Origin of the sequence: Erwinia sp. STN24 (assembly GCF_041320675.1) — a bacterium.
Taxonomy (GTDB): domain Bacteria; phylum Pseudomonadota; class Gammaproteobacteria; order Enterobacterales; family Enterobacteriaceae; genus Erwinia; species Erwinia aeris.
In genome coordinates this window covers 34,445-61,016 of the sequence record NZ_JBGGPM010000011.1, presented here as the reverse complement: position 1 = coordinate 61,016, position 26,572 = coordinate 34,445, and the positions used below count along the sequence as shown (strand labels likewise).

The window sequence follows — 26,572 nt, the reverse complement described above, 5'->3', positions numbered from 1 at the left end:
GGACGACGCGCCGGCCACAGCGCCTGCAGCACCGGCAGAGAGCACTACCGCATCAGCTTATGCAAATAATTTTGCACAATGGGACAACGATCCGGACGACATTAACGCTTCGATGGAAGCCTATGCGGCTATGCAGTCGGAACCCCAGACGAAAGGCGCACCTTACCTGGTAGTGCCTGAAAAAGAGGAAGCGAAACATAAGGCTGAGCAGCCGGCACAGGAAGCCGAGGAAGAAACGCCTTTTGCAAAGGCCAGCAGGAACCAGGCGCAGGAATCAGAGGCTCAGGCGCTTAACGGGTTCACCTGGGCACCCACGGATAATGTCAGCGTACCGCCTAAAGAACGCCTTGACCTTGATGCCTTGATGCTGGATGTAACTCATCGAAATGAAAAAGGCTACGCGGCTTATATGTTGCGCAATGTAGATGCGTTCAATGATTACGGCACCCATATGCGCATGGCGAACGATGAAGCCAGCAAAAATGACGCTATGATCCTGGTAGCACTGCAGACGGCGATAGCCCAGCACAAACGCGGCATAGAAATTACAGGGAGTGAGGAATTTAAGGAGCGCGTCTTCGGGTTGATGGCCGACTATAAAATTGAGGCCAGACTTTCAGACCCTAATCAAAGAGCACGCCTTCAGGAAGTCATCAGGGAGCAGGCAGCAGCCAAACAGACAGATGACACGCAGAAGAAAGAGCAGCCGTCTCCGGACACAGCTTATCGCGTTGAAGAAGGAAAGCCCCAAACAGAAGCGCAGGCACGTAAGGCCAATCAGGCTCATCAGGAGAAAGCGGCTGTCGTGGCTACTGCTGCCGTAGTTAAAGCCGCAGCTGCAACTCAGCCCGCTAAAGCACCGGGTAAAGAGTGGGCAAGCGGGGCAATTCAGGCTCACGGAAAAGCCCCTTACAACTTTGATGAAAAAAACTCAATGAGTTACTACGTCACGTTGGTTAACGGCAAAGAGGAAAAAACCATCTGGGGAAAAGACCTGGAAAGAGCCGTACAAGATGCTGGCGTTGGTAAAGATCGTCTGGTCAATGCAAAATGTAATGGCTTTGTTGACGTAACGGTAAATGCACCGGTACGCGACAAAGATAATAATGTGCTGCGTTATGAGCAGATTCATGCGCGCAGGAATGAGTGGGAAATCCGTCCGGTCTATCCTCAGCCAACGCCAAACAATCCGGAAGCGCTCAAACCTTCCGACCTGGTGGCCTACGATGCCAATACCTACAAAATGATGCGCGGCAAAATTGAGGCGCTGGGTATCAATCTCTCGCACGAACCCGTGCCAAAGAATGAGCTTTTCTGGTTTAAGCCAAATGGCGATGTTGCTGCTGCTAATATGCCCAAGCCTCGCGACTATAAGCTGCCCGCTGAGTCTGCGTCTGCCGGAACGCCACTGCTTATGTCACCTACCAAGAAAGGAGAAAGCCCGGAATACATCCTCCTGGAATCCAAAAAAGGGTTTTTGCAGGGCGCTGTCCGGGACAAGGAAACTGGTCTGTATCACAGCGTGATCGGCAAAGTGAACACGAAGCGAATGGATGGTGGCGAAAAGCAGGATTACATCACCCTTGCTGCAGTGAACGCCAATTCGCCTAACGGAATGGTTTTGCATGGATACGGAAATGCAAATGTAAAAGGAAATGGGCTTACATACAAAAATGTTTTGAACAAAGAAAACGCTGAGCAGCATTTACAACCCGTTTCAGATGATGTAAAAAACAAACCTGTAATGAAAAGGATTTTGCATTCGGGAAACGCCGCAAAGAAAGATGATGATGAAAGGAGAATGCACAGCCATGCGCCATCCGCAAAAGCGACACCCAAGATGTAATAAAGCTATAACCCTGCTGCTTGCAGCAGGGTTCACTGTATTTTCAGCCTCTGCATTTTCTGCTAATCAGACCTGCGAGGCCGGCAGAATCGCGCAGGCAGGTGCTGATGCAGCTTATAAGCAGGAAGTTGAGCGTGCGAATAACGCAGCTCAAAGCGAGACGTCAACAGCGGATTCACTGAGTCAGTGCCTGGGTTCAATGTCGGTTTCTCTAAAGCTGCCGCAGTTCCCTTCAATCGGTGACATTATCGAGAAGGTGAAAAACGAAACGTGCAGCGTGATCCGATCAAAGGTAAATGAGAAATGGGGAAGTCTGGGAAGTACGACACTTGACCCGTGGGCGGCCGTTTCATCGCGGATGCCCGACACGTCAGGCATTATACCCAACGCATCGAGCACTACTGTGCCGCTAAATTCTCCTGCTACTGCAAGTGGTGCGGGTGAGGATGCAAACAGTGATGCTTTCCCTTACGGTCTTTAATTACCGGAACAGGCCGCGCGGAACCTTATCAAACAACTTTCCGGTTTGTATTTCTACGCGGCGGTGTTCCGCCGCGCTGAGAAGACGCATGAATTCCTTTGCTGGTAACACACCACGTTTGGACTCGACGAATAGGTCAAGCGAATCTTCTGACGAAAACCGCCTGACTGTACGAAGCCAATCGTTATCAGATTGCATATTTCTGCAGTTCTTCATCGGTGAGGTTTTGGAATGCGGCCGGGCGACGGCCTTTACCTGTCCATGTGACCGGTTTGCCACCATCCGGGTTAGGCATACTGTATTTAACCTTGTGGTATGCGCGCGGGCGTTTAGTGCCGGATGTATCAAGACCCAGAATAGAACCGAAAATATGAGTGGCCTGCTCAGGAGTGATGTTGTTTTCTTCCATGAAACGCTGAGCAGCTTCCTGTTTTTCCTGAATTTCGCGCTGTTCTTTTTTGTGTTTCTCGATCAGTTCACCGGACAAATCGAGCCACATGGAAACGACTTGTTCAAGGTTCTCAACGGGTATTTTACGCAAAACCGACAGTGCTTTACGTTTTTCACACATTATTGTTGCGCAAACTTCATATTCCTTATTTTCGTTCATGGATGCCTCTGAGTTCATTAACGATTGGGGAAATTTCTAACATAAAATTTTGTAAAAGAGAAACTGCTATGGAAATAAAACGCGATCTGGCTACACATCAAGCAGAGCCGGAAACGGTAATGCCAAACGAAACTGATGAGTTAGCTCCTTCCGGAGCAGTAGTTGCAGAAGAAAACAATTACACATCGCAGGAATTATTTGAGAAACATGGTCTTAAAGCAATCATTATGTTGTCTGCTGCACTGCTCGTATCAGTTTCGTTGAACGGAGCGCAGACCTACTTTTTGATGAAAAAAGAGCGGGAGTATTTCGGTACTGACCGGGGCTATGTTTTTCCTTTGCATCCCCTGGACAAACCGGCTTACTCCGCTGAAAGCGTACTCGATTTTGCGAACAAAACGATGGTCAAAGCATTCGCATTGAACTTCGTGAATTATGAGAACCAGCTCACATCAGTGCGCCCTGCATTTACAAAATCGGGCTATGACCAGTTTCGCATTGCACTGACAAAAAGCGGCATCCTGAAACGCATCACAGAAAAACGACTCAACTTAAAAATGTCGAACGACCCAGGCTCACTGATTACCGAAGGTGTCATTACCGGTACTGACATCTGGGCCTGGCGTTTCAAAATTCCCGTCACTATCCAGTACACCGGTCAGACGCAGGACTATCAGCCTGAAAACCTTGACCTCGTAGTTCAGATTCAGCAGGTCGATGTGGCAGAAGATCCACAGGGAATACAAATCACTCAGGTCAATTTAAGACCCCGTTCACGCTGAGGTAAAAAATGAAACTTAAAACGTTAACGTTCGCGATTGCGGCCATTCTGTCAGTGCATTCCGCCTTTGCTGCAGAACAGGCGCAGCAGCCTGCAACGGGGAATAACGGCGCCAATGACGTTGCGAACTGGCAACCCTCACAGGCTTCTATGTCCGCGCCGCCCAACAATACCGGAACACAGCAGCCTCAGCAGCAGCCTCAACAGCAGGTTCAGCAGCAGCCTCAACAGCAGGTTCAGCAGCAGCCTCAACAGCAGGTTCAGCAGCAGCCTACTACCGCGATCTCTGCCGCGCCGGCAGCCACGTTTACGGCTCAGCCTCAGAAACCTGCAACAACCCAGATCAATCGTGACAACCTGGACCCGCTACCGGCGCCTGTGATTAACAGAATACAGCCCCTCACGCCAGGCCAGATCCGCACGTCGATTAAAACCCTGGACGAGTCATCAGCTGCCGCCCGCTATCAGTTTGTTACCCCCGTTCCGCGCGTATCAAGCCAGACCGTTTCACTGTCGGCCGGATCGTCAATACCGCAGGTGCGTGTCTATCCCAATGTCACGACGACGATTACTTTTTCTGACATTACCGGTCATCCGTGGAATCTGGGCGCGGCCCCGGTTAACTCCAGCCCGTGCCAGATTGAACACGGAACGCTCTGCGTTAACTACATCCCAGGCTCTGCTGTTTTCACTATTCAGCCGACCGATCGCTTCAGTAACGGTAACGTCACCGTTTTGCTTCAGGGACTGGCTACACCCGTCATCATTAACGTGAAAGCCCTGGACCCAAGCAACCAGGCCCACACCGTAGACGTTGATTACCGTCTTGATCTGCGAATTCCTAAGCGTGGGCCGGACACTCCGGTTTATACCGCCACGCCTGAAAAGAAAATCTCCCTGTACGACAAGCAGCTGCAGCAGTTCCTCGACGGTATCCCGCCGGAAGAGGCTCAGCTTGTGAAGCTGCACAACGCGCCTGGAGGCACAAAAGCCTGGCAGATTGGTGATGAGCTTTACGTTCGCAGCCCGCTGCAGCTGCAGGATGAATTTGAGAAAACGCTTTCTGCAATAGACGGGACGCATGTGTATGTCCTCCCATCAACCCCGGTGCTTACGTTTTCTGAGAACGGCAGCGCGCGTGATGTTGACGTTGAACTGAACTGAGGAAACCTCTGATGGCTACAACTGAAAAAGGTACAGACTTTACAAAGATAGGTGCGATCGCCGGGTGCGTAATCATCGTCGCGATCCTCGGCGGCTATTACATTTTTGCGCCAGGCGACGTAGACACGGCCAGCTCAAACCTCTCAACGAGCAATCCTTCAGCTGGCGGTAATCTGGGGAAAGAAAGAACAGACCCGAACTATCTCCGCCTGCTGAAGACGTTTAACGCGGAGCACGCTGAACGCGCCGATCAGAACGGTAGCAGCTTTATTTCAACGCTTGAGGCGAGCAACCCCAGCGACGTGGACATTTCTGATAAACAGCAATCGCCGCAGTACAACTGGAAAGAAAAACAGCAGCAGCAGAGTAAGTCTGGCTCCGACAGTAAGGAAAATGGTGAAAAAGCCAAGCAGCAGAAAGAGCAGGATAAAGCGATCGCTGCCGTGCTGGCTAAATTAGACCAAAACCGCGCCCCCGTGGCCGGCGCACAGTTAGCTTCTGCATGGGGTGATTCCGGGCAGGGTGGCGGCGCACAAAGCCAGAACGGCGGCGGTCAGAGCGGTGCCGGGAATAACGGTAGCGTTTTCAGCGGCTGGACACAGAGCGTTTATCCGCAGCAAGCCAGCATGTCCCAGAATGCCGCTACAGCAAAGACACCGGATAAGCAAAGTAAGGGTGCCCGCCTGATCTCAGCCTACAGGCGTATACCAGCCATTGTTGATAACGCGATGGACAGTGACGATCTGAACAGCCCTACGACGGCGCACGTTCCTGTAGGTGATCAGAAGGGCGCCACGTTCTATTCAAAAGAGAACCGCCTGGCCGGTGCAGGCATACGCGTGCATTTCACCGGCATGGAATGGAACGGTGTTGAATGTAGGGTTGATGCTTACAGCGTCGATGCAGAAACGCTTAAGGCGTCCATTGCTTCTGATGTAAAGGATCGCTGGTTTACTCACGTTATTGTGCCGGCTGTGGCAAACGGTATTGGCCGTACCGGCCAGCTTTACGAAGATTCTAATTCACAGATGATCCTGACCGACAGCGGCAACGCTTACCGTTCAACCGGTACACCAAACGGAAAGGCCATTGCGGGCACCATTATTGGCGGTATTGGCGAACAGACTGGACGCGTGCTTGAACAGCAGGCTGCGCGCACGCCGTTCCGTCAGGTCACTGTTGATCCGAACAAGCTTATTGGTATCCAGTTTGCCGCACCAGTTTATGAAAGCGACTGTGGAGACGGCATCCTCAGCCAGGACAATAATGCTCCGTCCACTCAGCAGCAGACTGAGCCGCAACAGCTTAACGCCATTGCACCGCAGCAGCAGCCTCAATATGCTCCGCAGCCCTACCCGCAATACCCTGACAACTCAAATCGCCGTGGTTATTACCGCTAAGCCGGAGAAAGAAAATGACTGACTTATTTAACGACAGCCCACAAGAAAATGCTCAGAACGCTGCAGCTCCCGCGCAGACCCATGCGGCTAAGCCCCAGCCAACAATCAAGGCAACGAAAAAGAAAAAGTACAACACTACTGACTATCTGTGGATGGCCGGCCTCGTTGTAGGCGGTGCCGCAATACTGTATTTTCTGAATACCACTGACTCCCCATCTAAAAAAAATAATACAGGGCAGGGAATTCAGGCACGTCAGAGCGCACCTGCCAGCTATCAACAAAACGATACTGGCACCGGTTCAAGCCGTTTTCGCGAGGAACTCTCAGGCGCAATACTGAAGCAGAACGAGCGTATCAATAACATTGATAACACGTCAAAACAGGGAATGACTATCCTGTCAAATCAGCTTAAAGCTGCCAACAATGAGATTGCATTACTGAAAGAGCAGGTTCAGAGTCTGAAACTGAATTACAGTTCAAACGGAAATTCAACAGTTAATAATGGTGCTAATTCATATAGTTTCAATCAGCAACCACAACGTTTATTGAAAGAGTTTTCAATTAATGATTTATCTAATGATCTGGCTTGGGTAAAATACAAGAATCAGGTCTACGCTGTGAGAAATGGTTCAGTATTGGGCGGTGTAACTGTTACCGGTATAGATATGAATCAGAGACTGGTTGAAACTGACAAAGGTCTGATTCGTTAAACGGTAAAAGGAACGGGCTAAATAATGAACGATGGTATCGAGCAAGCGATAATTGAGTTTGCAAACGGCGGCCGGGAGCCGCTGATAAGACTCATCATAGTTGTAGCGCTGATTTCGGGCCTGGTTGGTTGTGGTGCTTTTCTTCTGCGGGCTACCAAAATTGCTCGCCATTCAACATCCGGCGTTGGCATGGGAAGAATCGGGGCAGGCTTTCTGTTCTGCCTGTTTCTCATCTGTCTCAAGCAGATGATGAATGCAGGCGCCCACGGGATCGGGCTGGGAGACGTAAGCTTTGATGGTATCAGCTACGCCAGTACAGGCACTTTCGGAGTAGGTGCTCAGGTTGTAAACAGCATTCTGAGTATCCTGCGTATCGTCGGGGCGTATCTCTTCTATAAGGGGGTTAAGAACTTGAAAAACTCTCAGCTGGAAGGCAACACAGAGCTTTCAGCATCAGGCGCTATTGGTAAGGGGATCGTTCAGTGCGTATGCGGTCTGCTGTTTTTATTCAATCCGGAAATTCTGGACAAAGTTCAGGCATCTCTCAACATCCATTGGTAAAGGAAAAGTAATAATGAAAATGCTCAGCACCGTAAAAGATAAGGTTTTGTCTGCGTCAGTGAGTTTTGATGCTATGCGTGGAATTGCCTCTAAGCGTATTGTCAAAGCAGCACTGGGTTTACCTTTGCTGATAGCAGGTAAAGATGCAGCAGCAGCTGATACCGTCTGGGAAATGATAAACGTATCAACTGAAGGTCTGTCAGGTACTCAGGCTGGCTGGATTAATGCCTTCCGCACCATCGGCGTTGTGCTGGTTGGTGTTGGCGTATGGAAATGGAAAGAGAAAAACAAAGAAAACTCGCGTGTTGAAGGCAAGACCGTTTTTGGTTTTATCCTTGCAGGTGCGATGCTTGTAGCACTTGGTCAGTTTATCTCTGTCAGCGCCAAATCCGTTGGCATCGACGCTAACGTTGACGGCTAAAAATCCGGCCCCGCCTGGCGGGGCCACTTCCCGGAGTTTAATCCATGCCCGCCTATACCATTTCCAGAATCGAATCCTCTTCCTCCTGTCAATCCTGCGGCATCAACAGCAAAGACGTCTATCAGCTGCAAATCACCGGTGAGCGCACAAGAAATCTTTGCTCTTTATGCCTCGCCGCTGAACATCCTGAAAAAATGAAGCTTGAAACTCAGGTCGGGCTTTTCCTGAAAAGGAAAACTAATCGTAAAATCTACAGCATCCTTGCCCGTGCGATCGCTCATGCTGCTCAGAGTGACAATCCGGAGTATCGCGAGAAAGCGCAAAGGATGATGAAAGCAATGCTGTCTACAACGCAGGTCGTTCTGAACGAAACAGGAAGCGACGATGGTTATGATCTGGTGCATCTGATTAAAAAGCACCATCAACTACTGCCACTAAATTTTGATGATGAATTTCTTAAGACTATCGCGGATTCCGATGATGAAATGCCGGATGTCGATACATGGGCCAACATTTTTAAAGCTAAGCGAGGGTAACGATGATCACGGGAATTGTCGGGCAATGCCTTGAGGCAGTGTCCAGAAATTTTGTAGGTAACGACCTGCTGCGATACAGCGATCTGGTGACGGTTTACGGGCTGACCGAACAGGACAGAAAAGAGCATCCGGAAATTAAACATCCCTACATACTGGCTACCAAACGCAATGATTACCTGTCAGTAATTGAAATTTCAGGGGCTAAAACTGAATTTGATAAGGCCAGTTTTGATGACTTCATTGAGCGCTTTGCCGAATCAACGACGAGCCTGTTTACCGGCACCGGGCATAAACTGTCTTTTGCCTTTGAGCGCGATTTCACTAAAAACCAGGATGAACTGAACACTGTCTATAAACCACATGTTGATGCAGTCAACAAGTTGGGGCTGGACATTGTTGATCTTATTGCTGATGACGCCATAAAAATTGCGGCACACTACAGCCGTGAGCGGGGATTTCTGGTGCTCTACTCAGCGAAAAGCCTCATCTCTAAACATGAGCTGAAGGATGAAATTGAGGAAGCCAACAGGGAAATGAATGGTTTGCCGGCTTCCGGACACGGCCAGAACCCTGTTGAATACCGGCTTGATACGCTGAAAATTTCGCACGATGCAGTATTGTGGCAGCTCATCAATTCCCTGTCGGGTGAGGGCAACCCGATAATCTGCAGTCTGATGGATGTCAGACAGGCTGGCTCAATGATGCGACAACTTCTGTGGCGTAACAGTGCATCAGATCGCTGGTATCCGAGAACGCCGTTTGACAAAGGTACGCGACCACGCGGAAACCTTAAAGCGGGCGACCTGACGCCTTACACTCCCCCACGTCTCAATATCCAGCTTCTGGATGGCGACATGATCGACCACGGCTCAATGACAGAGTGCGACGGCAAGTTTTACGCCGCGCTTGATCTCGAATTACCGCCAATGAATGAGGTCACGTTCAAGCAGCTGTTTAAAACGATCCCACGGAAACTTCCTTACCGTGTCAAATTTGATTTTGTCGGTGGCGGAAGAAAGGCGCTTAACGGTAAGGCGACCGCGCTTGCCTTCCTGCGGTTCATCCCCTCACTGAAGGTAATTGCGCGCGACCTGGATTACGTGGTTGCGCAAAATGAATTCGATCCGATTGTTATCATGGCCGTTAACTTTGTCACCTGGGGGGATACGATTCAGGAAGCAAGACGGAACAGAGAAACACTCAAGAAGACGATCGAAAGCTGGGGCGTCAGCCATGTCAGCACAACGTATGGTAATCCTACCAGCGCCCTTATTAATTCGGTGCCTGGGCTTTCAATGGCTACACCCGGCACGCTGCACTATCCCCCCCTCAGCGAAGGGCTGCACATGCTTCCCCTGGAGCGGCCGGCTAGTCCGTGGAGCAGGAACAGTAACCTTTGTTTTATCACAGAAGATGGCAAACTGTTTCCGTATGAAATCGCCAGTGCCCTGCAGGAAAAGGCAACTGACGTTTACACCGGCGTGCCGGGCTCCGGTAAATCCGTCCTCGCAAACCGTATGAATCTCAGCACCATTTTCAGAACAAACGGTAAACTGCCGTTCCTGACCATTATCGACAAAGGATACAGCGCAAAGGGTATCGCCGATCTTCTCATTGATGAACTGCCAGAACATCAGCGTCATTACATCGCTGCTATCACGCTTAACAATGATTCAAACCACTGCATTAACATTTTCGATACGCAGCTGGGTTCCCGTTACCCAACTCAGTTTGAGCGCATCTTTCTTATCCAGATGTTGCAGGCGATGTGTGTTGACCCCCAGACCGGCCTGCCTCCTAATGCAAACGACGTCGAACAGATAATTACCGACCTGATTGATCAGGTTTACACCGAGCTTGAGCATGAACACGCTAATAAATTTTCGAACCGTATCGCCATAGTTAACCAGGCGCTTGAAGAAACCGGGCTAAAAGACGAGCTGGGCGAAAAATGGTTTATCGGTGCCAAATGGTGGGAAATCGTCGATTTACTGTTTGCCAAAAACCGGCACTACGAAGCGACGGTAGCACAGCGCTATGCCGTACCTACCCTGGCAACGTTCATTGCCGTACTTACCCGCAAGGAATGGGCGGATAAATATGAAAAGGTAAAACTGCCGGCAGGCGAACCTGTCGTTGAGTATATCCAGCGTTCATTTCAGTCTGCGAGCAAACGCTATGCGATATTCAGCAGCCCGACGGTTTATGATTTCAGTTCAGAAACCCGTGTGGCGATTCTGGATATGCAGAATGTATTAGGCGACAACAAGACTCCCTCTGGAAAACTCAAGTCCGGGATCATGTACCTCTTTGCACGTCAGATGGCAGTGCGCAATTACTACCTGCCACAATCGGCCGAAACCTTCCTCAGCCAGCTGCCGAAGCAATATGTGTCATACCATCAGTCTCGCATTAACGAGCTGGCAGAAGAGGTTAAACACACGTTTTACGACGAGTGCCATAACTTTGCGGGCATTAGCTTTATCCAGGATGCACTGAACACCGCTGATCTTGAAGACAGGAAATTCAACGTCAGAACTGCCTTCTCTTCTCAGTTCCTTGAGCACATGCCTTCCAGCGTTCTGAAAACCATGAACAGCGTTTTCATTATGCGACTGTCACAGGGTGACGTTAAGCACCTTCGGGATCTGCAGATAGACATCCCAGATGACGTTATCAGGCGCTTCCGAAACATGCCACAAGGTGCCTTCCCTGACGGTAGCGGAACAGCATTTTTGGGTATATTCAAAACAAGGCACGGCCTTGTCTGTCACATTCTTAAAAATACAGTCGGTATTAAACAATTGTGGGCATTAAACTCATCTGCAAAAGACAGAGTTTTAAGAACGCATATGTATAGAGAATTGGGTGGTAAAAGAAGCAGAAATATACTTGCAAAAGAGTTTCCGCTGGGAACTGCGCGAGGTAAGATAGATGACATGATAAATGAACAGGGTGGTGATGCAGAGGACGATAGCATGGCGGAAACAATGGCTATCCAGCTTGCAAAGCACCTTGTATCAAAGGCAAAAAGAGGGGAGTTATGAAATCAAAGCTGAAACTCTGTAAGACTCTGGTTGCACTATCGGTTATCAATGCAGGCGTAATGCCTGCATTTGCATACACGGTAAACGTAAACAGCAGCATTCCCATATCTTCGCAGGTGATGCCGGCACTGAGTACAGCTAACGGTGCGCTGGGTACGGCAAATGGCCTGCTGGGCCAGATTGAAACCACGCTCATCAATATCGGTACTGCCGTTAATCAGCAGGGAGACAGACAGGCTGCGCTGATCCAGCAGGTTGCACAGACTCAGCAGCAGTTTGATATTGAGCAGAGCCGCAATGACCGCTTGCTGAAGGCGCAGGACAGGTATCGTGTGGCCGACGACATCTGCGCGCAATCCGTTTCTGGCGGAACGGCTGGCGCTGCCGCTGCCGCTGCCGGCGGCCAACGAACGCTCGGCAGCGCCAGTACCTCAAAAGATGTTAAAGCCATCTTTGAGGTGCCGGCACGAGCGACTGATATTGATGCCTCAACAACGGCAGACGTTCACAGCCAGTATTGTGACACGGCGGATTATGCGGCCTTCGGCGGAACAACCTTCTGCCCGGCCGTATCAGACATGCCTAAAGCAGATACGTCACTTTCATCCGTTTTGTATGGCGCCGGTGAGGAAGGCAAGGCGCCAGACGGTACGTTTACAGAGAAGCAATCGGATGCTGCATTGCGGTATACCAAAAATACGGCGCTCCGCAGTGCTGGCCGGCAGCTCAGCAGGGGCGAAGTTAAAGGAGCAGCAGGGCGCGTCTATCTGGGCATGATTCAGCAGTATCAGGCGATGGCTGATGCCGCCGCTCAGCCCCAGCTGGAAATGATTGCTAACTCGAAACCAAATCCTGCAACGGATGCGGCGCTCGCTGATGCGCGGAAAGCGCCTGAAGTGGAGAGCTTTTTCCAGAGCTTTGCATCGAGCGAAGCCAAGCGCCTGAATCGTATGTCAGCGTCAGAGTTTGAAAGGTTCGACGTAGAGCGCCGTTACAGCAACCCGGCTTACCTGGCGACGCTTAACAATAAAAACGAAATCGATCTGCAGCGCGAGCAGATCATGAGTACAAACCTCAACAATCATCTACAGCTGGGTGTGAAAGAGCAGCTGGAGAAGACAAATATTCTTCTGGGGCAAATCCTGTCGAATGAAGCCTACAACGCTTATAAGCCGATGCTTGCTCAGCAATTGCAGAATGTGAATGCGGGGGTATCAAGAAAATGATGAACAAAGAAAATACCAGTCAAGACGGGGAGAAAAAGCAGGGAAGAATAAAAAAGGCATTCTTCCTGATCACGGGCGTAAGTGATGTTCTGTACATATTCAAGTCAGTAAAACAGAGTGCGAGCCTGTTAAGCGAACGAGTTTCCTTTCTGAAATCGCAGACCCAAAAACTGAAGGGCGAAAATGAACGAGGAAAGGAAGTTGATGAACCTTACAGCGTCGTTATTGCGCGCAGCAAGATGGATGAAGAAGCATTGCTAAGCCTTGCGCTGAAACGCAAACGCTACTGGCTGGTTTGCATGGGGATCAGCGTTGTGGTTGTTCTGTTCCTGATGTCCGGCCTTGCACGATTACTGCTTACCGGAAATTTGCACTCAGGCGTGCTTCACGTTTTCCTGACCATAATCCTTATGCTCGCTGCTGGCGCTTTCTCATTCGTGAACGCACAGCGCTACGAGTTTAACGCCTGGCGTATACGTAACCGGTGCAACTCCGTTGCTGAAAACGGTACATACGGTGACTTCATCGAGTCAGGCGGCCAGAAATGCATTTTCAATTTTAATCAGGCAGGCCAGCGCCGGAGTGAATTATGAAACTTTTAAAGTCAGCTGCAGCCGGTGCGATGATGGCGGCCGTTTCATTGCCGGCGCGCGCGGATATGTCGGTTGAAGCAATTCAGGAAGCGGCCAAAAGAACCAACGACTTATCGCGGCAGATGCTTCATACGGTATTTGGTGAAGTAGTAAATAACCCGTTTTCTCCGTCGGGAGACGGCCTGCTGAATAACGTGTTTTTCTCTCTGAATGAAGTCATAGCTATTCTGGCACTGGTCTATCTGGCGATTATAGGGATGAAAAAAGCCCATCAAACAGGTCAGCTGGGATCTTTCATTGATAATGATCCTAATGGTGCGTACAGGCTTATTAAAACTACGTTTGGTTGGCTTATGCTTGTGCCAACGGCTGTAGGCTGGTCTGTGGCACAGCTTGTTTTTCTCTGGGCTGGCTCAATCATAGGCGTGGGATCTGCAAACATTATTGCAGACAGAACAGCAGACGAGCTTGCCAACGGGAACGCTCTTTATATCACGCCTGTAATGCCTGAAATGGCGTCAGTTGCTAAAACCATGTTTGAAATGAACCTGTGCGCATTAGGCGTTAACCAGGGCGTTGCTCAAATGCAGGCATCCGGTCAGCAGTATGAATCTGCCTCACAGATGAAATATGAGACGAACAAGAGCACGTATGCAATTTCAATCAATAATGGCTCAGCAGTCTGCGGAACTGTTTCATTGCCTCAGAAGCCTTCAGGCTGGTCATCATATTTCACTACCGGCTATGCCGATTCAGTGTATGCGGCTCAGGAAGCAGCTACCGATCAGCTGATGAGCGAAATGAAAACAGCTGCAGACCAGTTCAACAATGCGTACATGTCGAAAATGCGCACAGGTGATGGTGAACTGCCTGATGTCGAGTCAGCTATTCAGGTTGCGGCGCGTGAATATCAGCAGGCCGTACAGAAGTCTGCCAGTGACGCATCTGGCGACAACCAAATGCTGCAGCAGCTGCGCCAGGACATTAAAGACAAAGGGTGGCTGTATTTAGGAAACTACTATCATACGATGGCTACCGCAAACACCGAAATGAAGGATGTTGCGGCACTGAAGCCAGCAGTAACCGGCATGAGCAATGACGGAGAATTAGGTTCAACTGATTATTACAAAGGGCTTTTCCAGGCCTATCATTCTCAGCTGAAGAACAGCACGTATACAGCTCCGCTGGGCACTGCCTCTGATGCGCTGGCGCAGAATATCGACCAGAAGGGATTGCAGGCAGCGGCTAACAGCGGCGACAGCGATTCTCTGCTAACTAAAATCTTTAACTTCAACAAAACAGCATGGTTCGCGACGAATAATTACGGCACCGGCGACGGATACAGCGATGTTACTAATCCGCTGCTAAAAATGAAGGCCATTGGCGACTATACGATGGTTACAGCTGAAGTCGGTCTGGCATCATGGACAACTATCAATGTTGCTATGAGCGTGGCTGAAGGTAATAACGGGGCTGGCTGGGCGGCGAATGTCGCAAATTTCTTCACTGCCGGAAAAGACGCGGTTAAAGGCGTCATTAAATCAATTTCGCCGATCGTTTACCTGGTTCTGCTGTCTCTGTTTGGAATTGGGCTTACCCTTTCTATCTGGCTGCCATTTGTTCCCTTTATATACTGGTTCGTGGCAATGGCTGACTGGCTGGTTACGTTTATGACAGGTGTTGTGGCAGCAACATTATGGGCGGCTACGCACATTAACGTCGGCCAGAGTAATGAAGAAAGAAGCACCTATGGCTACGTATTTTTGATAGACGTTATGCTGCGCCCTATGCTGATGGTGATGGGCTTCATCTTTGCTTCCCTGGCAATTGTGGCGCTGGGTACGGCACTGAATATGGGCTTTGCTAAGGCAATGGAACAGGTACAGGCTGACTCTGTGACAGGTCTGTTTTCCGCGATAGGTATACTGTTTGTTTATGCGCGCCTGACTACCGGAATGGTGGCAAGGGTGTTTGCACTGCCGGCGCGTATGCCTAACTATGTAATCAGCTGGATTGGTCAGAAAGTTAATGATTCAGTGTTGGGTGATATGCAAAACCATGTTCATGATCTCTTTGCAGCATTTGGCCGTGGAGCAAAAGGCGGAGCACCGGGAAGAAGCGGCGGCAGGCAGCAGAACTCTGTACCGGGTGTTGATAAAACCAAAGATGGCGTTTCAGGAGCGTAATCAATGAGTGAATTAGCGATGAACCTCACCAAGAACAAAGCGAAGCCTAAAAATGTTGGCTATGCGATCAATCGGCTGGCTACCGCTGCGAGTATTATTCTCGCTGTAGTCATGTTTTTTGCCATCTGCAGCTCTGTGGGGCGGTATTCAGCCGGCACGATCGGCATTCTGGTAGTGATTGAAGTGGCTCTGATTCTTTACGTCCGTGCGCAGTACCGCAGCTCAAAGCTGATGAAGCTGGTAGATTCGATGAAGGTGAACGGCTACTACATGCCGGCAAAAGAAGATGAGCAGGTTGTCCGTGCTCAGAAATGCTATTTCGGCATAGACTTCAGCACCGGCATTATCGCTATAGGCACGCTGTACGAAATCGGCGCGAATAAACAAGAGCGCCTCTATTTCGATACGGACATGGTTGAAAGTTTTGATCGCTTCGGCAACCAGTTAGAGCTTAATTTGCGGAACAGAGCAATTCCAACTCTGAGGCTTACCGTTCTCGATGGCGATCGAGCTTACCGAGGCATTGAGATGGCCTGTAAGATGAGAGAGACATACGCAGCGAACAGGGCGAGCGGTATGTATGAAACCACCAAATCTCAGATGGTCGCAGCGGGCTGGATGATGAAGCGTGACTACTAATTATGAAAGCAGTCGGAAATTTGAGTTAAGTAACACTACAGAAATGAAGTAAATCTGAAAAAACCGCCGCTTTTAGGCGGTTTTTTTTGTATAGTTGGAAGCTATTAAATAAAAGGTTAGGGCCGATAATGACCGCTAACAAGCATAGCTTAGAAGACGAACGTAAGATAAACAGGGATAAGACGCGCAAGCTGCGTCTGCAGCGAAAAGAAACGCACGCCGATATGAGGCTATACCTGTTGAAAGGCACGAAAGAGCGTCTGAATGAACTGGCTAAAAAGTCGAAACTGTCACAGACACAGGTGCTGGAAATCCTGATAAATAGTGCATTTGAGAACAAGACGTTTGATCAAGAAGAATAGTTAAGGTAGTGTGTAACCATTGATCGATGTAAAGCAGCATGGTATGTTATGCGGCGTTTACACAAGATTACGTATTATTAACAGAATTAAGTGGGTGAGACGTTCCCGGAATAGCGTCTGAAGTGCTGGCGAAAGCCAGAAAGGCAAAACCCCCGAATCCTTCTTCAATCTTGGCGGAGTGAGCAGGAATTCAGGGGTTTCAGGTTGATGCGTCCTTTCGAGAAGGATTATAGAGCACATGCTTACATTTATGCAACCCTTGACCCCGCCAATAAGCGCCGGGTCAGGTGATTAAGAATAAACCAACCTCAAAACTGCACTGGTCACAGCTCTCACTTGAAGAGCAGATCACCTTCCATGAAGAGCGTTCACTTAACGCATTAGATGTGTCTGAACCGCATTTCCATGTCCAGGACACTGACGGGACTCAGGAAATCATCGTGTCACGTCGCCGGCGCGGCGAGCATTCCACGAAATGCCTGTGCCCGGAACCTGTTTACTTCCGGCCTGAATCATTTAAAAAACTGCCTGGTGAAATAGGCCATGCCTATTCCCGCCTTGTCGTCACTGACCGTAAAACCGGCCGGACTGAGCTGCGCATCCGCCTGGCTAATCATCCCGTGTTCCGCCAGCTGCGTGAAGCTGTCGGCCGTAAGCGTGGCTTCTATGCGATCCGCCGTCAGCTGATCAATCATATTTTCCCGCTTTTAGTCAGCAGCACCGACTTGGCCACCTGCCTCATTACACTGAATATCTCACAGTTGGCCACACAGCTGAGCACGAAAGATGAAGACGGCAATATCGTTGAGCGGGTGACTCAATATCGCGTCTGCCGGCTGATTAAAGAGTTGCTGAAGTTCGGCGTTCTGGAAGCCGTGGAAGACGGCGACGTGATTAAATGGGACTCATTCAACCGTAAAAGATTTCCTACCCATGTAGCAATTTCAGACCTGGGCTGGAGAATAATCGGGATTGATGTGGAGAAGCTGCGCCGGCAGCGCCAGGAGCGCCTCGATGCAGAGTATGAAGGTTTAGTTGCACCGGGTGAGCAAATCACCGTGCGCGCTGCGCGTAAGCGCTGGCTGGAGCAGATGCGTCATAAGACGCTCATTTCCCGCCGCGAAGCTGCGGTTAAAAACAAGCTGCAGCGCAAACTGCGGCCACAGCCGTTTGATGAACGCATGGCTGCGATCGCAGACCATTTAGCCCGCTCGATGCCGTACAGCGAGCGCTACAGTATGCCGCCGGATGAGTTTGAAAAGCTGTGCTACAACCGCCTGCGTCAGCTCGATCTTGCGCTGCATCAGGAAAGCCATTCGCCGCCTCACTGACGAGCACTTTCTGACCGTTCCTTTACCAACCGCCGCCGGCGGTTTTTCTGCTGGCCGCTATCCGTAGCTGCAGCCGCATACCGGCTTTAACATCGCCGATCACCGGTTTTTCCGAGCACTTTTCTGATTCAAAACTCCCGATTTATGTTGCCGCATCATGGCGATTTTGGTTATCCACATAAATTCGCAATCTTCAAAGGCGGTTTCTTAGCAATCCATTCCTGTCTGAATGTGCAAAACATTCTAAAACCTAAGATTTTTTCTTTTTACTAAAGTAAAAATAAAAATCTATTCAGCACCAAAAAACGGTGAATAACGGGGATAGCCTGGCCTCTCAGCGGCGCAAGCGCCACGACGGCCAGAAAAAGCTAAAGAACCTAAAGAGCTATGGTAGCTCCCGGCAATGCCGGGCAAAGCCGTTTGTAAGCCTGTGCCCTCGATGTGTTTCCCCACCGCACCACGGTGCGGCAGGAAAACTCAATGAGGATGTTGTAATTACTTAGCACAGCTGCCTGCGGCAGTTCAGAATCCAGTATCGGCTGAAAGTCAGTAAAATTTAACAGGGAAAGGAAGGGCTAAAAAACCATGAAGGGCGCAACCACAGCCACGCAGAGAAACGACCGCCGTAAAAAAGGGGCATTATAGCCCCTCTAAGTGATCGGCCCGCAGCGTGGCGCTGAGAACGTTTTTTGAAAGGCTCACAGAGTCGGGAATGGATCGTCCTGCAGCTGGTAAAGCGGCGTGTCGTCAGAATCATCCAGCCACTCATCAAAAATTTCGAATAAGCAGACGGACAGCTCTGCCGTATTCATGCTGTTGACGCGGGTTTCATAGAAGCACTCAATATTCTCAAGCAGCCCGTTTACCCGGCGATCGTAGCTGTTAAGGCTGACCGGCGGCAGGTTATACCACTGCTCATCATCATTCTGATCTTCATCCGTTTCGTGAAGCTCAGGCCAGATTTCCTTGAGGCTGCCGGCGTTCGGAACAAGCACCTCCACAAACCGGTTAATGCGCATTTCCAGCGTGCTGGAGAGCTTGTCGCTGTCCGGGATGTAGAACGCCGCGTTACGCACCAGTGCGTCCTGGAAGGAGATAACCCCTTCACCTTCTTTCATGGTGCGCATTTCGCGGATGTCTACACGGTCTTTCTCACGGATCTGATACTGGTCGTCGTCTTCGTAGGTGGTGCTTAAATCGCCTGATTTCCGGGTTAGCGTGGAGAGTTCAGAGAAATAATCACGGCCCACTGCCTTGCGCAGAATCTCGAAGGTTTCCTCATCCTCGATCGACATGAAGTATTTAGTCCGGGTGTTCGCCAACATCGACTTTTCCTGGCCGTTAGCGCCGCGCGCCATGCCGGGCAAATCCTGACTTGATGCCACGCCCATATAGCCCAGGCCGCGCATTTGAGCAAAAAGTGTGTCAATACCGTCGGCAAAATATTGCCCCACTTCATCGTAGTCCAGCATGTAGGGGAATTTATGATCAACAGCGTGCGTCAGCATGACATCTTTCTGCCCTCCTTCCAGACGATAACCCAGATCCTGGCTGATGGTCATACGCTGCATGGTGATGTAGAGCTTACCGAGGGTGGCAGCCTCTGCGCGCGACAGCTCCGTTGATGGAATGAGCACAACCAGTATGCGGTCGTTGTGTAAAACGTCACGCATGATGATGTCGCCGCTGTCTTCCGGAAAAACGTGGCCGTAGGTTTCGTTAAACAGGGACAGCGTTTTGATAAACTGGCGGCTCAGGAAGCCATGCTGCTGATAAACCTGCGTATCCCATAGTTCCGGGCTGCCGGCCAGCGGAAACTGAAAGCCTGGCACGTTTGCCAGGTAGGTTTCCAGCGCTTCATAGCCTTCCTTATGCCAGCCATTGGCCTTTGCTTCCAGATAGAGCGCGGCCATTTCCGTGAGCGGCAGATAGCGCTGTATGACGCGCTGTGACAGCTGAAGCTCGCCCCGCGCACGCTTGTAACACAGGGCATTAATCAGCGCCGTCATCATGGCCTTTGCCGAGTCCTGCCACTGCGCGCCGTCGCCTCCGACAGTTGGCAGCATGGATTCCATCAGCTGAATGATGAACGTCGGCGGCGCCACCGCAAACAGGTTGACGTTGTTTGACTGTGGCAGTTCACCTTCATTGCTGATCATTTTTTCAAAGCGGTCAACGCTGCCGGTCAGCAGGTTGAGCACGTAGAAATCTTCCTCGCGGCCAAACCGGCGGCATAGCGACCAGTTGGCAAAGGCCAGCTTGTTATCGGCCTTACCGTCGGAAATGCTGTATCCGCGATTCCAGCACAGGGCATTGACGATGAAGCCGTAAAACGTGTCCGTTTTACCGGCGCCCGTGGTACCAAAAAGAGCCATGTGGCGCAGGCAGTCTGAAAGCGTCAGCCAGACTTCGCGACCGAACAGCCGGCCACGTTCGTAGCCCAGGTAAAAAATTCCTTTTGCCTTCACCCTAACCATTTTGCGTGAGACATTTCGGAAGAACAGCCAGCGTGATTCCTCGTTGGTTTCGCGTGTCAGCGTCTCATCATACAAACCACAGTCCTGCGGCATCCGGAGCGGGGCGCGGTACTTGCGATCGGTAAAACCAATCATCAGCCCTGGTATTACCACCATGCTGACCGGCAGCGTTGCCGGCCAGAGATAACCGGCACCCGCCATGCCGGCCATCGTCAGCATTAGCGTCGCCGGGTTAAGCAGCTTTTCGGAAAGCGAGGTGCGCAGCTGCGCGCGCGTCACCCTCGATCTGTCTACGGCTTCGTTCTGCATAAGCAACTCCGTTATTTGCCGGCTTCAAACTGACTGAGCAGGTTATCATCGTTAACCACACCCACAGGTATCTGCCGGCCATCGTCGGCAATGATGGTTGGCGTGCCGTAAAACTGGAACTTCGCAAACGCTGTGTTGTTGGCGTTAACCAGCATGGCACCACTGGTTTTAGGCTCTTCAGTCGGATTATCCATTTTCTGATCGAGCGTGCTGAGCGGCATCCGGATGGTTTCGCTCCACTGTGCCGCGCGTTTGTCTCTGTCCGTATCCAGTACCGGCGCTGCGCGCACCAGAGATTTGAGATCGTCAAACACGCTGACCGGGAAAATTTCCACGTTGAATGTTTTACTCAGCTGCTGCAGGCGGGGTTCAAAATCGCGGCAGTGAGGGCAGCGGGGATCGGAAAAGACGTAGAGCGTCTTTTTATGGCCTGACGACAGGCTGACGGTGAAGTGACCGTTTTTGACGGCATCCTGCAAAGAGGCCAGATCGCTCGCGGCCAGCAGCTTCGGGCCCTGCATCTGACTGAGATACACCGAAAGCGGATCGGCATCAGGCCGCTGCGCGGTAGCATTACTGTTGCTGGCCTGCGGCGGCTGCAAACCTGCCTGTGCTGGCGGCTGCTGCAGGGCAGGCTGCGCTGCCATATACGGTGCGGCGGCGAGATTGGATAGCGCACCGTTCAGCGATACCGTCAGAGCCAGCACCGACAGAACGCCGGCAGCGGGCCAGAACACCACGCGGGCAAACCGGCTGGCTGAATCAAGCATACGGCGCCGGCGCAGCCTGGCCTGCAGCGTGTGAAGGGTTTTAACGGCTTCAAATTCGGTATCAAAGCCGGCAATGCGCACGGGCGTGCCGTGTGAGGTTGACCCTTCAAGCACATAGCTTTGCTGGCCGGGCGAAGCATCGTGAACAGCCCGCAGGTTCAGATGAAAATCTGACAGGGGAAAGGCATGTTGGGTGGTTTCAGAAAAGTTTCCCTTACCGGCGATGTAAAGCGCCTTCTGATCGGTGCTGAATTTGAGTTTAGTCATGTACATTCTCTCCGGGTTAAAGCTCTAAATGGTTTGGCGCGGCCGGCGGCGGTTCGTTGCCGGCAGGCTTGTTTGTCGGGGGGGGGAAACCGAAGTCATAAGCCTGTTCAGGGGGCGTATCATCATCGCCGTCTGATTCCACGGGAAATGGCGGGGCTTCTTCAGGCGCTTCAGATTCAGCGGTCGCCAGCTGAGGCTTAGGCCGTACAACCCGCCCGAACCGGGCCAGCTCGCGTTCCAGCCCCAGCACGGCAGAACGCACGGTCGGGGTATACGATTCTGCTTCTTCCGGGGGCAGGGTGCGGATATAGCTCTCGCAGAAGCTCCAGGCAATCACGCCGGCGCCCTCGATGAAGAACTTGCCACGGCCAACGCTTGAAAGCGTCATCCAGAGCGTGCGATCAACGCCTTTGAGCCAGCGGAACTGTGCTGATGGCAGCTGAAGGTCATCATCAAACAGGGCGTGCAGCAGCGTGCGGCTGCTGCCTCTTCCCCGACAGAATTCCCGGAAGGGCTGACATTCCGACACGCGCTGCCAGTCCTGTTCCGCCAGGCTGTAATCGGGAAAGCCGTCTTTGGTCTTCAGACATGACAGGTTAAGACGGTCAAGCAGGCTTTTAGCTGAGGGACGATCGGACATGAAGCGCACGTAAACGAAGGCGGCGGCCAGCGCTTTTTCATGTGGAGCCAGCTGAACCTGCTGACCTTCACCAGGCAGATTAATCTGCGCCATCAGCACCTTGTGAGCCGCTTTTTTACGTAGCCGCTTTTTATCTTCATCAATGAGGCTGTGCTGTTCGGAAAACTCAACCGGTGAGCGGGCGCTTTTGGCCTCTTCCGGATCTTCATTAAGCAGCAGCTTGTCAAACTTGCCGAAGCGGGCCAAAACGTGCGCAATGCCGGGAGAGTTCTTCACCATCACCCAGGGCAGGGTATCTACCGTGATCCTGCGCGTGAGGCGATAAAAAGGGCTGCGCAGTATTATCCGGGTAAACAGCCCACACAACAGAAGAAGCAGAGGCAGCAAAATGATGGCGGTCATGTTCAGCACGTCTACGAAGTCCATGATCCCTACGCGGTCAGGGTGCATGGCAGCCTGGTAAAGCAGTGTCTTTGTGGCTTCTGTATCACCGGGAAGAAGGGGTGAGGGGATAATGTCGTAGAGGAAAAAAAGCAGCCGACAGATGCCGTAAATTATCCACTCTTTAGAGATTATCCAAAACAGGGCCAGAATAACCAGCATTCCGCCGTAGAAATACAAACTATCGTTATCGGATGTATGGTTAGGGTTAGATCGGTTTGACATCAGAACCTCAGAGAATTCATGTAAACTTTCCCCTGGTAAGCCAGGTTGAGTGACGGCGTTTTAGAATGATAAAAGCCGATCCCCTGCCATAAATCACCTTTAGCCTCAAGGATGTTGAATTTGATGATGTAGGCGCTGGCGTAGGCTGCCGTACAAAAGTCGTTGGTCAGCATGTCAGGGGTGATCCCGAAATCAGCGGCAAGCTGCTTTGCCCAGACCGTATTTATCTGAAAAGGCCCGTAGTCAATGGTGCCGTTTTTATTTACCTTTTGCATTCCCAGCTTTCCGCCTTCTGTGATACGCACCGCCATAAATGCACGAAGCGGAATCTGATACCTTTCGGCAGCTTCAACCATGCAGGTTGGCACTTCAATGGTAGGGGGTAAGTCAACCATTTCATTCTCCGATTTGTTTTCAGTTTGAGCGTAAAATATACCACCGTTTGAGTTTTAAAAGAATTCGCGGGTACAAAAAAACCCGCGTTACGCGGGCTATTAAGACGGATTGAGTAGGGATTATTGCTCCTGCCAGTGCGGGCTGGTCACACACTTATAGGTTTTGCCCTTCACCACTATCGTTTCTCCTTCCGGATAGCGGCGCGCGTCTGCATTGAAGCCAGAACAGGTGTTTATGATTCGTTCTTTATAAGCATCTAATCTTTTAGTCAGTTCTGGCTCGATACGAGGCTTTTCAGCAGCGGCATTATCAGGCGCTTCACCAACGATCTTTGCCAGCAAGGCATTAGTCTTGTCGAGCTGGGTAGAAATGATCAGCAGGCGTGCATCAACGCTGGCATCCTGGGCAGACTGAGCCGCTAAAAGAGACGGGCTGAAAGAAGCCGCAGCCAGTAAGCTGCCGATTAAAAATACACGTTTCATTTCATACCTCATTGAATATCAATTTGTGAATAGTTTAGGAAATTGTTTCCTTACCCTGTGAGTTTTCATTAGTATCGCTTTGCAATCAAGTACAAATAAATCCACAGGGAGATAAATCTGTTTATGGCCTCAAATGTTCGTCTTATTTTCAAAACAGCGCTGCTGATCGTCGTCAGCATTTTCATATACCTGTGCTGGATGTATGCCCTTTCACGCGGTGATGAGCTGAGCGGAACGCTTCATTTTGGCCTGTACTCGCAGTTTTTCCAGCACCTTACGGGACTCGTTACGCTGCTGATCCTCGCCATACCTTACTGCCTTTGGGTGAAGCCGCTGCCAGTTGGCCGTTTTCAGGGGCGCCAGGCTGCACTGTTTGCGCTGGGAATGCTGGCTATCTATCTTTCCTGTTTCCTGGCTGAGAAGGTGATGCACATACCGAATGAACCCTGGGTCAAAATGATGCTGTCCCTGCCTGCGCTTCCCCTGAGTGCTTTTGTGTTTACTGCTGTCGTGCTGGCGCCGCTTTCTGAAGAGATCGTGTTCAGAGGCGTGCTGCTGAATATTTTTATCACCCGCAACCCCTGGACAGGTTACGTGGGGGCTGTTCTGCTGGCCGTTATCTTCTCGATGATGCACGGCCAGTATAAGCACCTGATCACCTTTATCGAGCTGTTCGCCGTGGCGCTGCTGCTGAGTCTGGCCCGCCTGCGCAGTGGTGGTCTGCTGCTGCCGGTACTGCTGCACGCTGAAGCTGGCGTGATTGCTATGCTGCTTAACCTCTGAATTGCTGCTGCCGGCAGCGGTATTCTGCTGGCGGCCATTTGTAAAGTTTACGTCCGGCAGGTACTGATTTTACGGGTTAATATCCCCCTGACCTGCCGTTTCCCGCCTTCTGCCGATCCGTTTGTATTGCCACTTTTTCACCCTGTGAAATATACTGGATAAAAAACCAGTAAACAGAGTGATGCAAAATGACACTCATACCCATTCTGCCGAGCACGTTAGCAGGCACACAGACAGCGATATTTTTCGCAGAAAACATCCCGGCTGGCTTTCCAAGTCCGGCCGCAGGCTATGAGGCCGACGACCTGAATCTTCACGATTACTGCGTCAGGCGGCCCAGCGCGACCTATTTTCTGCGCGTGTCGGGCGACTCGATGCGGGATGCGCGCATTCACGACGGTGATATTCTGGTTGTAGACCGGGCTGAAGAGGCCACGCACGGCAGCATCGTGATCGCCAGCGTGGATAATGAGTTTACCGTCAAGCAGCTCCGGCTGACCCCCCGGCCACACCTTGCCCCCCTGAATCCTGCCTATCATCCCATTTACTTTGAAGGCGACAGCCTGCAGCTGTGGGGCGTGGTCACGTTTTCGGTAAGGAAACACGGCCATGTTTGCCCTTATTGACGTCAACGGCATGTACTGCGCGTGCGAGCAGGCATTCAGGCCCGATCTTGCCGGCCGGCCGGTTGTCGTCCTGAGCAACAACGACGGCGCGATTGTGGCCCGGAACCGGGAGGCAAAGGCGCTGGGCCTGAAGATGGCCGAGCCGTATTTCAAAGCGCGGCCGGTGCTGGAGCGCAACAACGTGGCGGTCTTTTCGTCGAACTACACGCTTTATGCCTCGATGTCTGCGCGGTTTGCATCCGTGGTTGAAGCACTGGCGCCCCGCACCGAAATTTACAGCATTGATGAGCTGTTCTGCGACGTCCGGGGGCTGCAGACGGCCATGACTTTTGATGCGTTCGGACGGCAGCTGCGTGACGAAGTTCAACTGCAGACCACGCTGACGTGCGGCGTTGGCGTTGCGGCCACGAAAACCCTGGCGAAACTCTGCAATCATGCGGCTAAAACATGGCCCGCAACCGGGGGCGTTGTGGCGCTGACCGAGCGGCACCGCCTGGAAAAGCTCATGCACATCCTGCCGGTAGAGGAAGTCTGGGGCGTCGGGCGCCGGATAGGGAAATCCCTAAACGCTATGGGCGTCAGGACGGTGCTTGATCTGTGTCGCATGGATACCCGGCTTGCGCGGCGGCAGTTCAGCGTGGTGCTGGAGCGCACCATACGCGAGCTGCGCGGCGAGATCTGTTTCGGTCTGGAAGAAGATGCGGAGCCAAAACAACAGCTGGTTGTCTCGCGCAGCTTTGGGGAGCGCGTCACGCAGCTGCAGGATATGCAGCAGGCAGTCACGGGCTATGCGGTGCGGGCTGCCGAAAAGCTGCGGCAGGAAAAACGCTATGTGCGCGTGGTCAGCGTATTCGTGCGTACCAGCCCGTATGCGACCGGGGATATTCAGTACGGTAATCAGGCCGCTGAAACGCTCATTGTGCCGTCACAGGACACCCGGGACATTGTGGAGGCTGCTCAGCGCGCACTCAGCCGGATATGGCGGGACGGCATACGCTATGCCAAAGCCGGGGTAATGCTGTGCGATCTGCGCGACCGGCACGCCCAGCTCGATCTGTTCAGCGATAACGCGATGCGGGCGGGGAGTGACAGCCTGATGCAGACAATCGACAAAATTAACAGGGAAGGGAAAAGCCGGATATTTTTTGCCGGGGAAGGCATATCGACAGATTTTGCAATGAGGCGGCGCCTTCTCAGCCCGTCATACATGACAAGCTGGAAGGATATACCGGTAGCTGTAGTCAGGTAAGCGCATTCACGCC

26 protein-coding genes are annotated in these 26,572 nt (G+C 51.4%); 19 read left to right on the top strand and 7 right to left on the bottom strand.

Going from position 1 to position 26,572, the window contains the following annotated elements; all coding sequences use genetic code 11:
* Together ACA373_RS21785 and ACA373_RS21780 are read left to right on the top strand one after the other, a co-directional pair.
* The coding region (locus tag ACA373_RS21785) for an LPD7 domain-containing protein (RefSeq protein WP_370735130.1) at positions 1-1,846 on the top strand (1,846 nt) is incomplete at its 5' end.
* The gene (locus ACA373_RS21780) at positions 1,812-2,327 is read left to right on the top strand and encodes a hypothetical protein (RefSeq protein ID WP_370735129.1); all 516 of its coding nucleotides are present in this window, start codon (positions 1,812-1,814) and stop codon (positions 2,325-2,327) included. The genes ACA373_RS21785 and ACA373_RS21780, both read left to right, overlap by 35 nt.
* Here ACA373_RS21780 and ACA373_RS21775 read toward each other — a convergent pair whose 3' ends face one another.
* On the bottom strand, positions 2,328-2,525 hold the full coding sequence (locus ACA373_RS21775; protein ID WP_104460753.1) for an Hha/YmoA family nucleoid-associated regulatory protein: 198 nt from the start codon (positions 2,523-2,525) through the stop codon (positions 2,328-2,330).
* On the bottom strand, positions 2,515-2,937 hold the full coding sequence (locus ACA373_RS21770; protein ID WP_370735128.1) for a hypothetical protein: 423 nt from the start codon (positions 2,935-2,937) through the stop codon (positions 2,515-2,517). The genes ACA373_RS21775 and ACA373_RS21770 overlap by 11 nt, the downstream gene beginning before the upstream one ends.
* Before the next feature lie 68 nt (positions 2,938-3,005).
* Here ACA373_RS21770 and ACA373_RS21765 point away from each other — a divergent pair, with 68 nt between their 5' ends.
* From ACA373_RS21765 to repA, 14 genes are all read left to right on the top strand, one after another.
* Positions 3,006-3,719: a DotI/IcmL family type IV secretion protein gene (locus ACA373_RS21765; RefSeq protein ID WP_370735127.1), complete on the top strand. Its 714-nt coding sequence runs from the start codon at positions 3,006-3,008 to the stop codon at positions 3,717-3,719.
* 8 nt (positions 3,720-3,727) lie between these two features.
* Positions 3,728-4,882, top strand: coding sequence for a DotH/IcmK family type IV secretion protein (locus ACA373_RS21760; RefSeq protein ID WP_370735126.1), 1,155 nt, complete (start codon positions 3,728-3,730; stop codon positions 4,880-4,882).
* 11 nt (positions 4,883-4,893) lie between these two features.
* On the top strand, positions 4,894-6,282 hold the full coding sequence (gene traO / locus ACA373_RS21755) for a conjugal transfer protein TraO (protein ID WP_370735125.1): 1,389 nt from the start codon (positions 4,894-4,896) through the stop codon (positions 6,280-6,282).
* A gap of 14 nt (positions 6,283-6,296) precedes the next feature.
* On the top strand, positions 6,297-6,992 hold the full coding sequence (locus ACA373_RS21750; protein WP_370735124.1) for a TraP: 696 nt from the start codon (positions 6,297-6,299) through the stop codon (positions 6,990-6,992).
* A gap of 24 nt (positions 6,993-7,016) precedes the next feature.
* Positions 7,017-7,553, top strand: coding sequence for a conjugal transfer protein TraQ (gene traQ / locus ACA373_RS21745; protein ID WP_370735123.1), 537 nt, complete (start codon positions 7,017-7,019; stop codon positions 7,551-7,553).
* 13 nt (positions 7,554-7,566) lie between these two features.
* Positions 7,567-7,974: a DUF6750 family protein gene (locus ACA373_RS21740; protein ID WP_370735122.1), complete on the top strand. Its 408-nt coding sequence runs from the start codon at positions 7,567-7,569 to the stop codon at positions 7,972-7,974.
* Between the two features lie 44 nt (positions 7,975-8,018).
* Positions 8,019-8,510 carry a hypothetical protein gene (locus tag ACA373_RS21735; protein ID WP_370735121.1) on the top strand — a complete coding sequence of 164 codons (492 nt, stop codon included), beginning with the start codon at positions 8,019-8,021 and terminating at the stop codon, positions 8,508-8,510.
* A gap of 2 nt (positions 8,511-8,512) precedes the next feature.
* On the top strand, positions 8,513-11,557 hold the full coding sequence (locus tag ACA373_RS21730) for a conjugal transfer protein (protein ID WP_370735120.1): 3,045 nt from the start codon (positions 8,513-8,515) through the stop codon (positions 11,555-11,557).
* Positions 11,554-12,783: a conjugal transfer protein TraW gene (traW, locus tag ACA373_RS21725; protein ID WP_370735119.1), complete on the top strand. Its 1,230-nt coding sequence runs from the start codon at positions 11,554-11,556 to the stop codon at positions 12,781-12,783. Before ACA373_RS21730 ends, traW begins: the two co-directional genes overlap by 4 nt.
* Positions 12,780-13,376 (top strand): TraX-like protein, encoded by a 597-nt coding sequence (locus ACA373_RS21720; protein WP_370735118.1) that lies wholly within the window; start codon positions 12,780-12,782, stop codon positions 13,374-13,376. The genes traW and ACA373_RS21720 overlap by 4 nt, the downstream gene beginning before the upstream one ends.
* The gene (locus ACA373_RS21715) at positions 13,373-15,562 is read left to right on the top strand and encodes a DotA/TraY family protein (protein ID WP_370735117.1); all 2,190 of its coding nucleotides are present in this window, start codon (positions 13,373-13,375) and stop codon (positions 15,560-15,562) included. Before ACA373_RS21720 ends, ACA373_RS21715 begins: the two co-directional genes overlap by 4 nt.
* 3 nt (positions 15,563-15,565) lie before the next feature.
* Positions 15,566-16,201: a hypothetical protein gene (locus tag ACA373_RS21710; RefSeq protein WP_370735116.1), complete on the top strand. Its 636-nt coding sequence runs from the start codon at positions 15,566-15,568 to the stop codon at positions 16,199-16,201.
* Between the two features lie 128 nt (positions 16,202-16,329).
* Positions 16,330-16,563 (top strand): hypothetical protein, encoded by a 234-nt coding sequence (locus tag ACA373_RS21705; RefSeq protein ID WP_370735115.1) that lies wholly within the window; start codon positions 16,330-16,332, stop codon positions 16,561-16,563.
* 287 nt (positions 16,564-16,850) lie between these two features.
* A complete protein-coding gene (gene repA / locus ACA373_RS21700; RefSeq protein WP_370735114.1) occupies positions 16,851-17,894 on the top strand; it encodes a plasmid replication initiator RepA in 1,044 nt (347 codons plus the stop codon).
* Between the two features lie 698 nt (positions 17,895-18,592).
* Here repA and ACA373_RS21695 read toward each other — a convergent pair.
* The 5 genes from ACA373_RS21695 to ACA373_RS21675 form a co-directional block, all read right to left on the bottom strand.
* On the bottom strand, positions 18,593-20,680 hold the full coding sequence (locus ACA373_RS21695) for a conjugal transfer protein TrbC (protein WP_370735113.1): 2,088 nt from the start codon (positions 20,678-20,680) through the stop codon (positions 18,593-18,595).
* Positions 20,681-20,691: 11 nt separating this feature from the next.
* Positions 20,692-21,717, bottom strand: a complete 1,026-nt coding sequence (locus tag ACA373_RS21690) for a thioredoxin fold domain-containing protein (RefSeq protein ID WP_370735112.1) — start codon at positions 21,715-21,717, stop codon at positions 20,692-20,694.
* 16 nt (positions 21,718-21,733) lie between these two features.
* The gene (locus tag ACA373_RS21685; protein ID WP_370735110.1) at positions 21,734-23,023 is read right to left on the bottom strand and encodes a conjugal transfer protein TrbA; all 1,290 of its coding nucleotides are present in this window, start codon (positions 23,021-23,023) and stop codon (positions 21,734-21,736) included.
* The gene (locus ACA373_RS21680; RefSeq protein WP_370735109.1) at positions 23,023-23,418 is read right to left on the bottom strand and encodes a lytic transglycosylase domain-containing protein; all 396 of its coding nucleotides are present in this window, start codon (positions 23,416-23,418) and stop codon (positions 23,023-23,025) included. Before ACA373_RS21680 ends, ACA373_RS21685 begins: the two co-directional genes overlap by 1 nt.
* Before the next feature lie 120 nt (positions 23,419-23,538).
* Positions 23,539-23,901 (bottom strand): hypothetical protein, encoded by a 363-nt coding sequence (locus tag ACA373_RS21675; protein WP_370735108.1) that lies wholly within the window; start codon positions 23,899-23,901, stop codon positions 23,539-23,541.
* A gap of 123 nt (positions 23,902-24,024) precedes the next feature.
* On the opposite strand from ACA373_RS21675, the gene ACA373_RS21670 reads away from it, so the two are divergent.
* The 3 genes from ACA373_RS21670 to umuC all read left to right on the top strand — a co-directional run bounded on the left by ACA373_RS21670 (position 24,025) and on the right by umuC (position 26,559).
* Positions 24,025-24,684: a type II CAAX prenyl endopeptidase Rce1 family protein gene (locus ACA373_RS21670; RefSeq protein ID WP_370735107.1), complete on the top strand. Its 660-nt coding sequence runs from the start codon at positions 24,025-24,027 to the stop codon at positions 24,682-24,684.
* Positions 24,685-24,872: 188 nt separating this feature from the next.
* Positions 24,873-25,310 carry a LexA family protein gene (locus ACA373_RS21665; protein ID WP_370735106.1) on the top strand — a complete coding sequence of 146 codons (438 nt, stop codon included), beginning with the start codon at positions 24,873-24,875 and terminating at the stop codon, positions 25,308-25,310.
* On the top strand, positions 25,294-26,559 hold the full coding sequence (umuC, locus tag ACA373_RS21660) for a translesion error-prone DNA polymerase V subunit UmuC (RefSeq protein WP_370735105.1): 1,266 nt from the start codon (positions 25,294-25,296) through the stop codon (positions 26,557-26,559). Before ACA373_RS21665 ends, umuC begins: the two co-directional genes overlap by 17 nt.
* Positions 26,560-26,572: the final 13 nt, after the last annotated feature.

Excerpts from the sequence above, each read along its gene's own strand:
- traO (WP_370735125.1), top strand. The coding sequence starts at position 4,894 with ATGGCTACAACTGAAAAAGGTACAGACTTTACAAAGATAGGTGCGATC.
- ACA373_RS21750 (WP_370735124.1), top strand. The coding sequence starts at position 6,297 with ATGACTGACTTATTTAACGACAGCCCACAAGAAAATGCTCAGAACGCT.
- ACA373_RS21720 (WP_370735118.1), top strand. The coding sequence starts at position 12,780 with ATGATGAACAAAGAAAATACCAGTCAAGACGGGGAGAAAAAGCAGGGA.
- ACA373_RS21760 (WP_370735126.1), top strand. The coding sequence starts at position 3,728 with ATGAAACTTAAAACGTTAACGTTCGCGATTGCGGCCATTCTGTCAGTG.
- ACA373_RS21715 (WP_370735117.1), top strand. The coding sequence starts at position 13,373 with ATGAAACTTTTAAAGTCAGCTGCAGCCGGTGCGATGATGGCGGCCGTT.
- ACA373_RS21705 (WP_370735115.1), top strand. The coding sequence starts at position 16,330 with ATGACCGCTAACAAGCATAGCTTAGAAGACGAACGTAAGATAAACAGG.
- ACA373_RS21685 (WP_370735110.1), bottom strand. The coding sequence starts at position 23,023 with ATGTCAAACCGATCTAACCCTAACCATACATCCGATAACGATAGTTTG.
- ACA373_RS21665 (WP_370735106.1), top strand. The coding sequence starts at position 24,873 with ATGACACTCATACCCATTCTGCCGAGCACGTTAGCAGGCACACAGACA.
- traW (WP_370735119.1), top strand. The coding sequence starts at position 11,554 with ATGAAATCAAAGCTGAAACTCTGTAAGACTCTGGTTGCACTATCGGTT.
- ACA373_RS21670 (WP_370735107.1), top strand. The coding sequence starts at position 24,025 with ATGGCCTCAAATGTTCGTCTTATTTTCAAAACAGCGCTGCTGATCGTC.
- ACA373_RS21690 (WP_370735112.1), bottom strand. The coding sequence starts at position 21,717 with ATGACTAAACTCAAATTCAGCACCGATCAGAAGGCGCTTTACATCGCC.
- ACA373_RS21730 (WP_370735120.1), top strand. The coding sequence starts at position 8,513 with ATGATCACGGGAATTGTCGGGCAATGCCTTGAGGCAGTGTCCAGAAAT.
- ACA373_RS21675 (WP_370735108.1), bottom strand. The coding sequence starts at position 23,901 with ATGAAACGTGTATTTTTAATCGGCAGCTTACTGGCTGCGGCTTCTTTC.
- ACA373_RS21765 (WP_370735127.1), top strand. The coding sequence starts at position 3,006 with ATGGAAATAAAACGCGATCTGGCTACACATCAAGCAGAGCCGGAAACG.
- ACA373_RS21695 (WP_370735113.1), bottom strand. The coding sequence starts at position 20,680 with ATGCAGAACGAAGCCGTAGACAGATCGAGGGTGACGCGCGCGCAGCTG.
- umuC (WP_370735105.1), top strand. The coding sequence starts at position 25,294 with ATGTTTGCCCTTATTGACGTCAACGGCATGTACTGCGCGTGCGAGCAG.
- ACA373_RS21775 (WP_104460753.1), bottom strand. The coding sequence starts at position 2,525 with ATGCAATCTGATAACGATTGGCTTCGTACAGTCAGGCGGTTTTCGTCA.
- ACA373_RS21710 (WP_370735116.1), top strand. The coding sequence starts at position 15,566 with ATGAGTGAATTAGCGATGAACCTCACCAAGAACAAAGCGAAGCCTAAA.
- ACA373_RS21735 (WP_370735121.1), top strand. The coding sequence starts at position 8,019 with ATGCCCGCCTATACCATTTCCAGAATCGAATCCTCTTCCTCCTGTCAA.
- ACA373_RS21770 (WP_370735128.1), bottom strand. The coding sequence starts at position 2,937 with ATGAACGAAAATAAGGAATATGAAGTTTGCGCAACAATAATGTGTGAA.
- ACA373_RS21680 (WP_370735109.1), bottom strand. The coding sequence starts at position 23,418 with ATGGTTGACTTACCCCCTACCATTGAAGTGCCAACCTGCATGGTTGAA.
- ACA373_RS21740 (WP_370735122.1), top strand. The coding sequence starts at position 7,567 with ATGAAAATGCTCAGCACCGTAAAAGATAAGGTTTTGTCTGCGTCAGTG.
- ACA373_RS21780 (WP_370735129.1), top strand. The coding sequence starts at position 1,812 with ATGCGCCATCCGCAAAAGCGACACCCAAGATGTAATAAAGCTATAACC.
- traQ (WP_370735123.1), top strand. The coding sequence starts at position 7,017 with ATGAACGATGGTATCGAGCAAGCGATAATTGAGTTTGCAAACGGCGGC.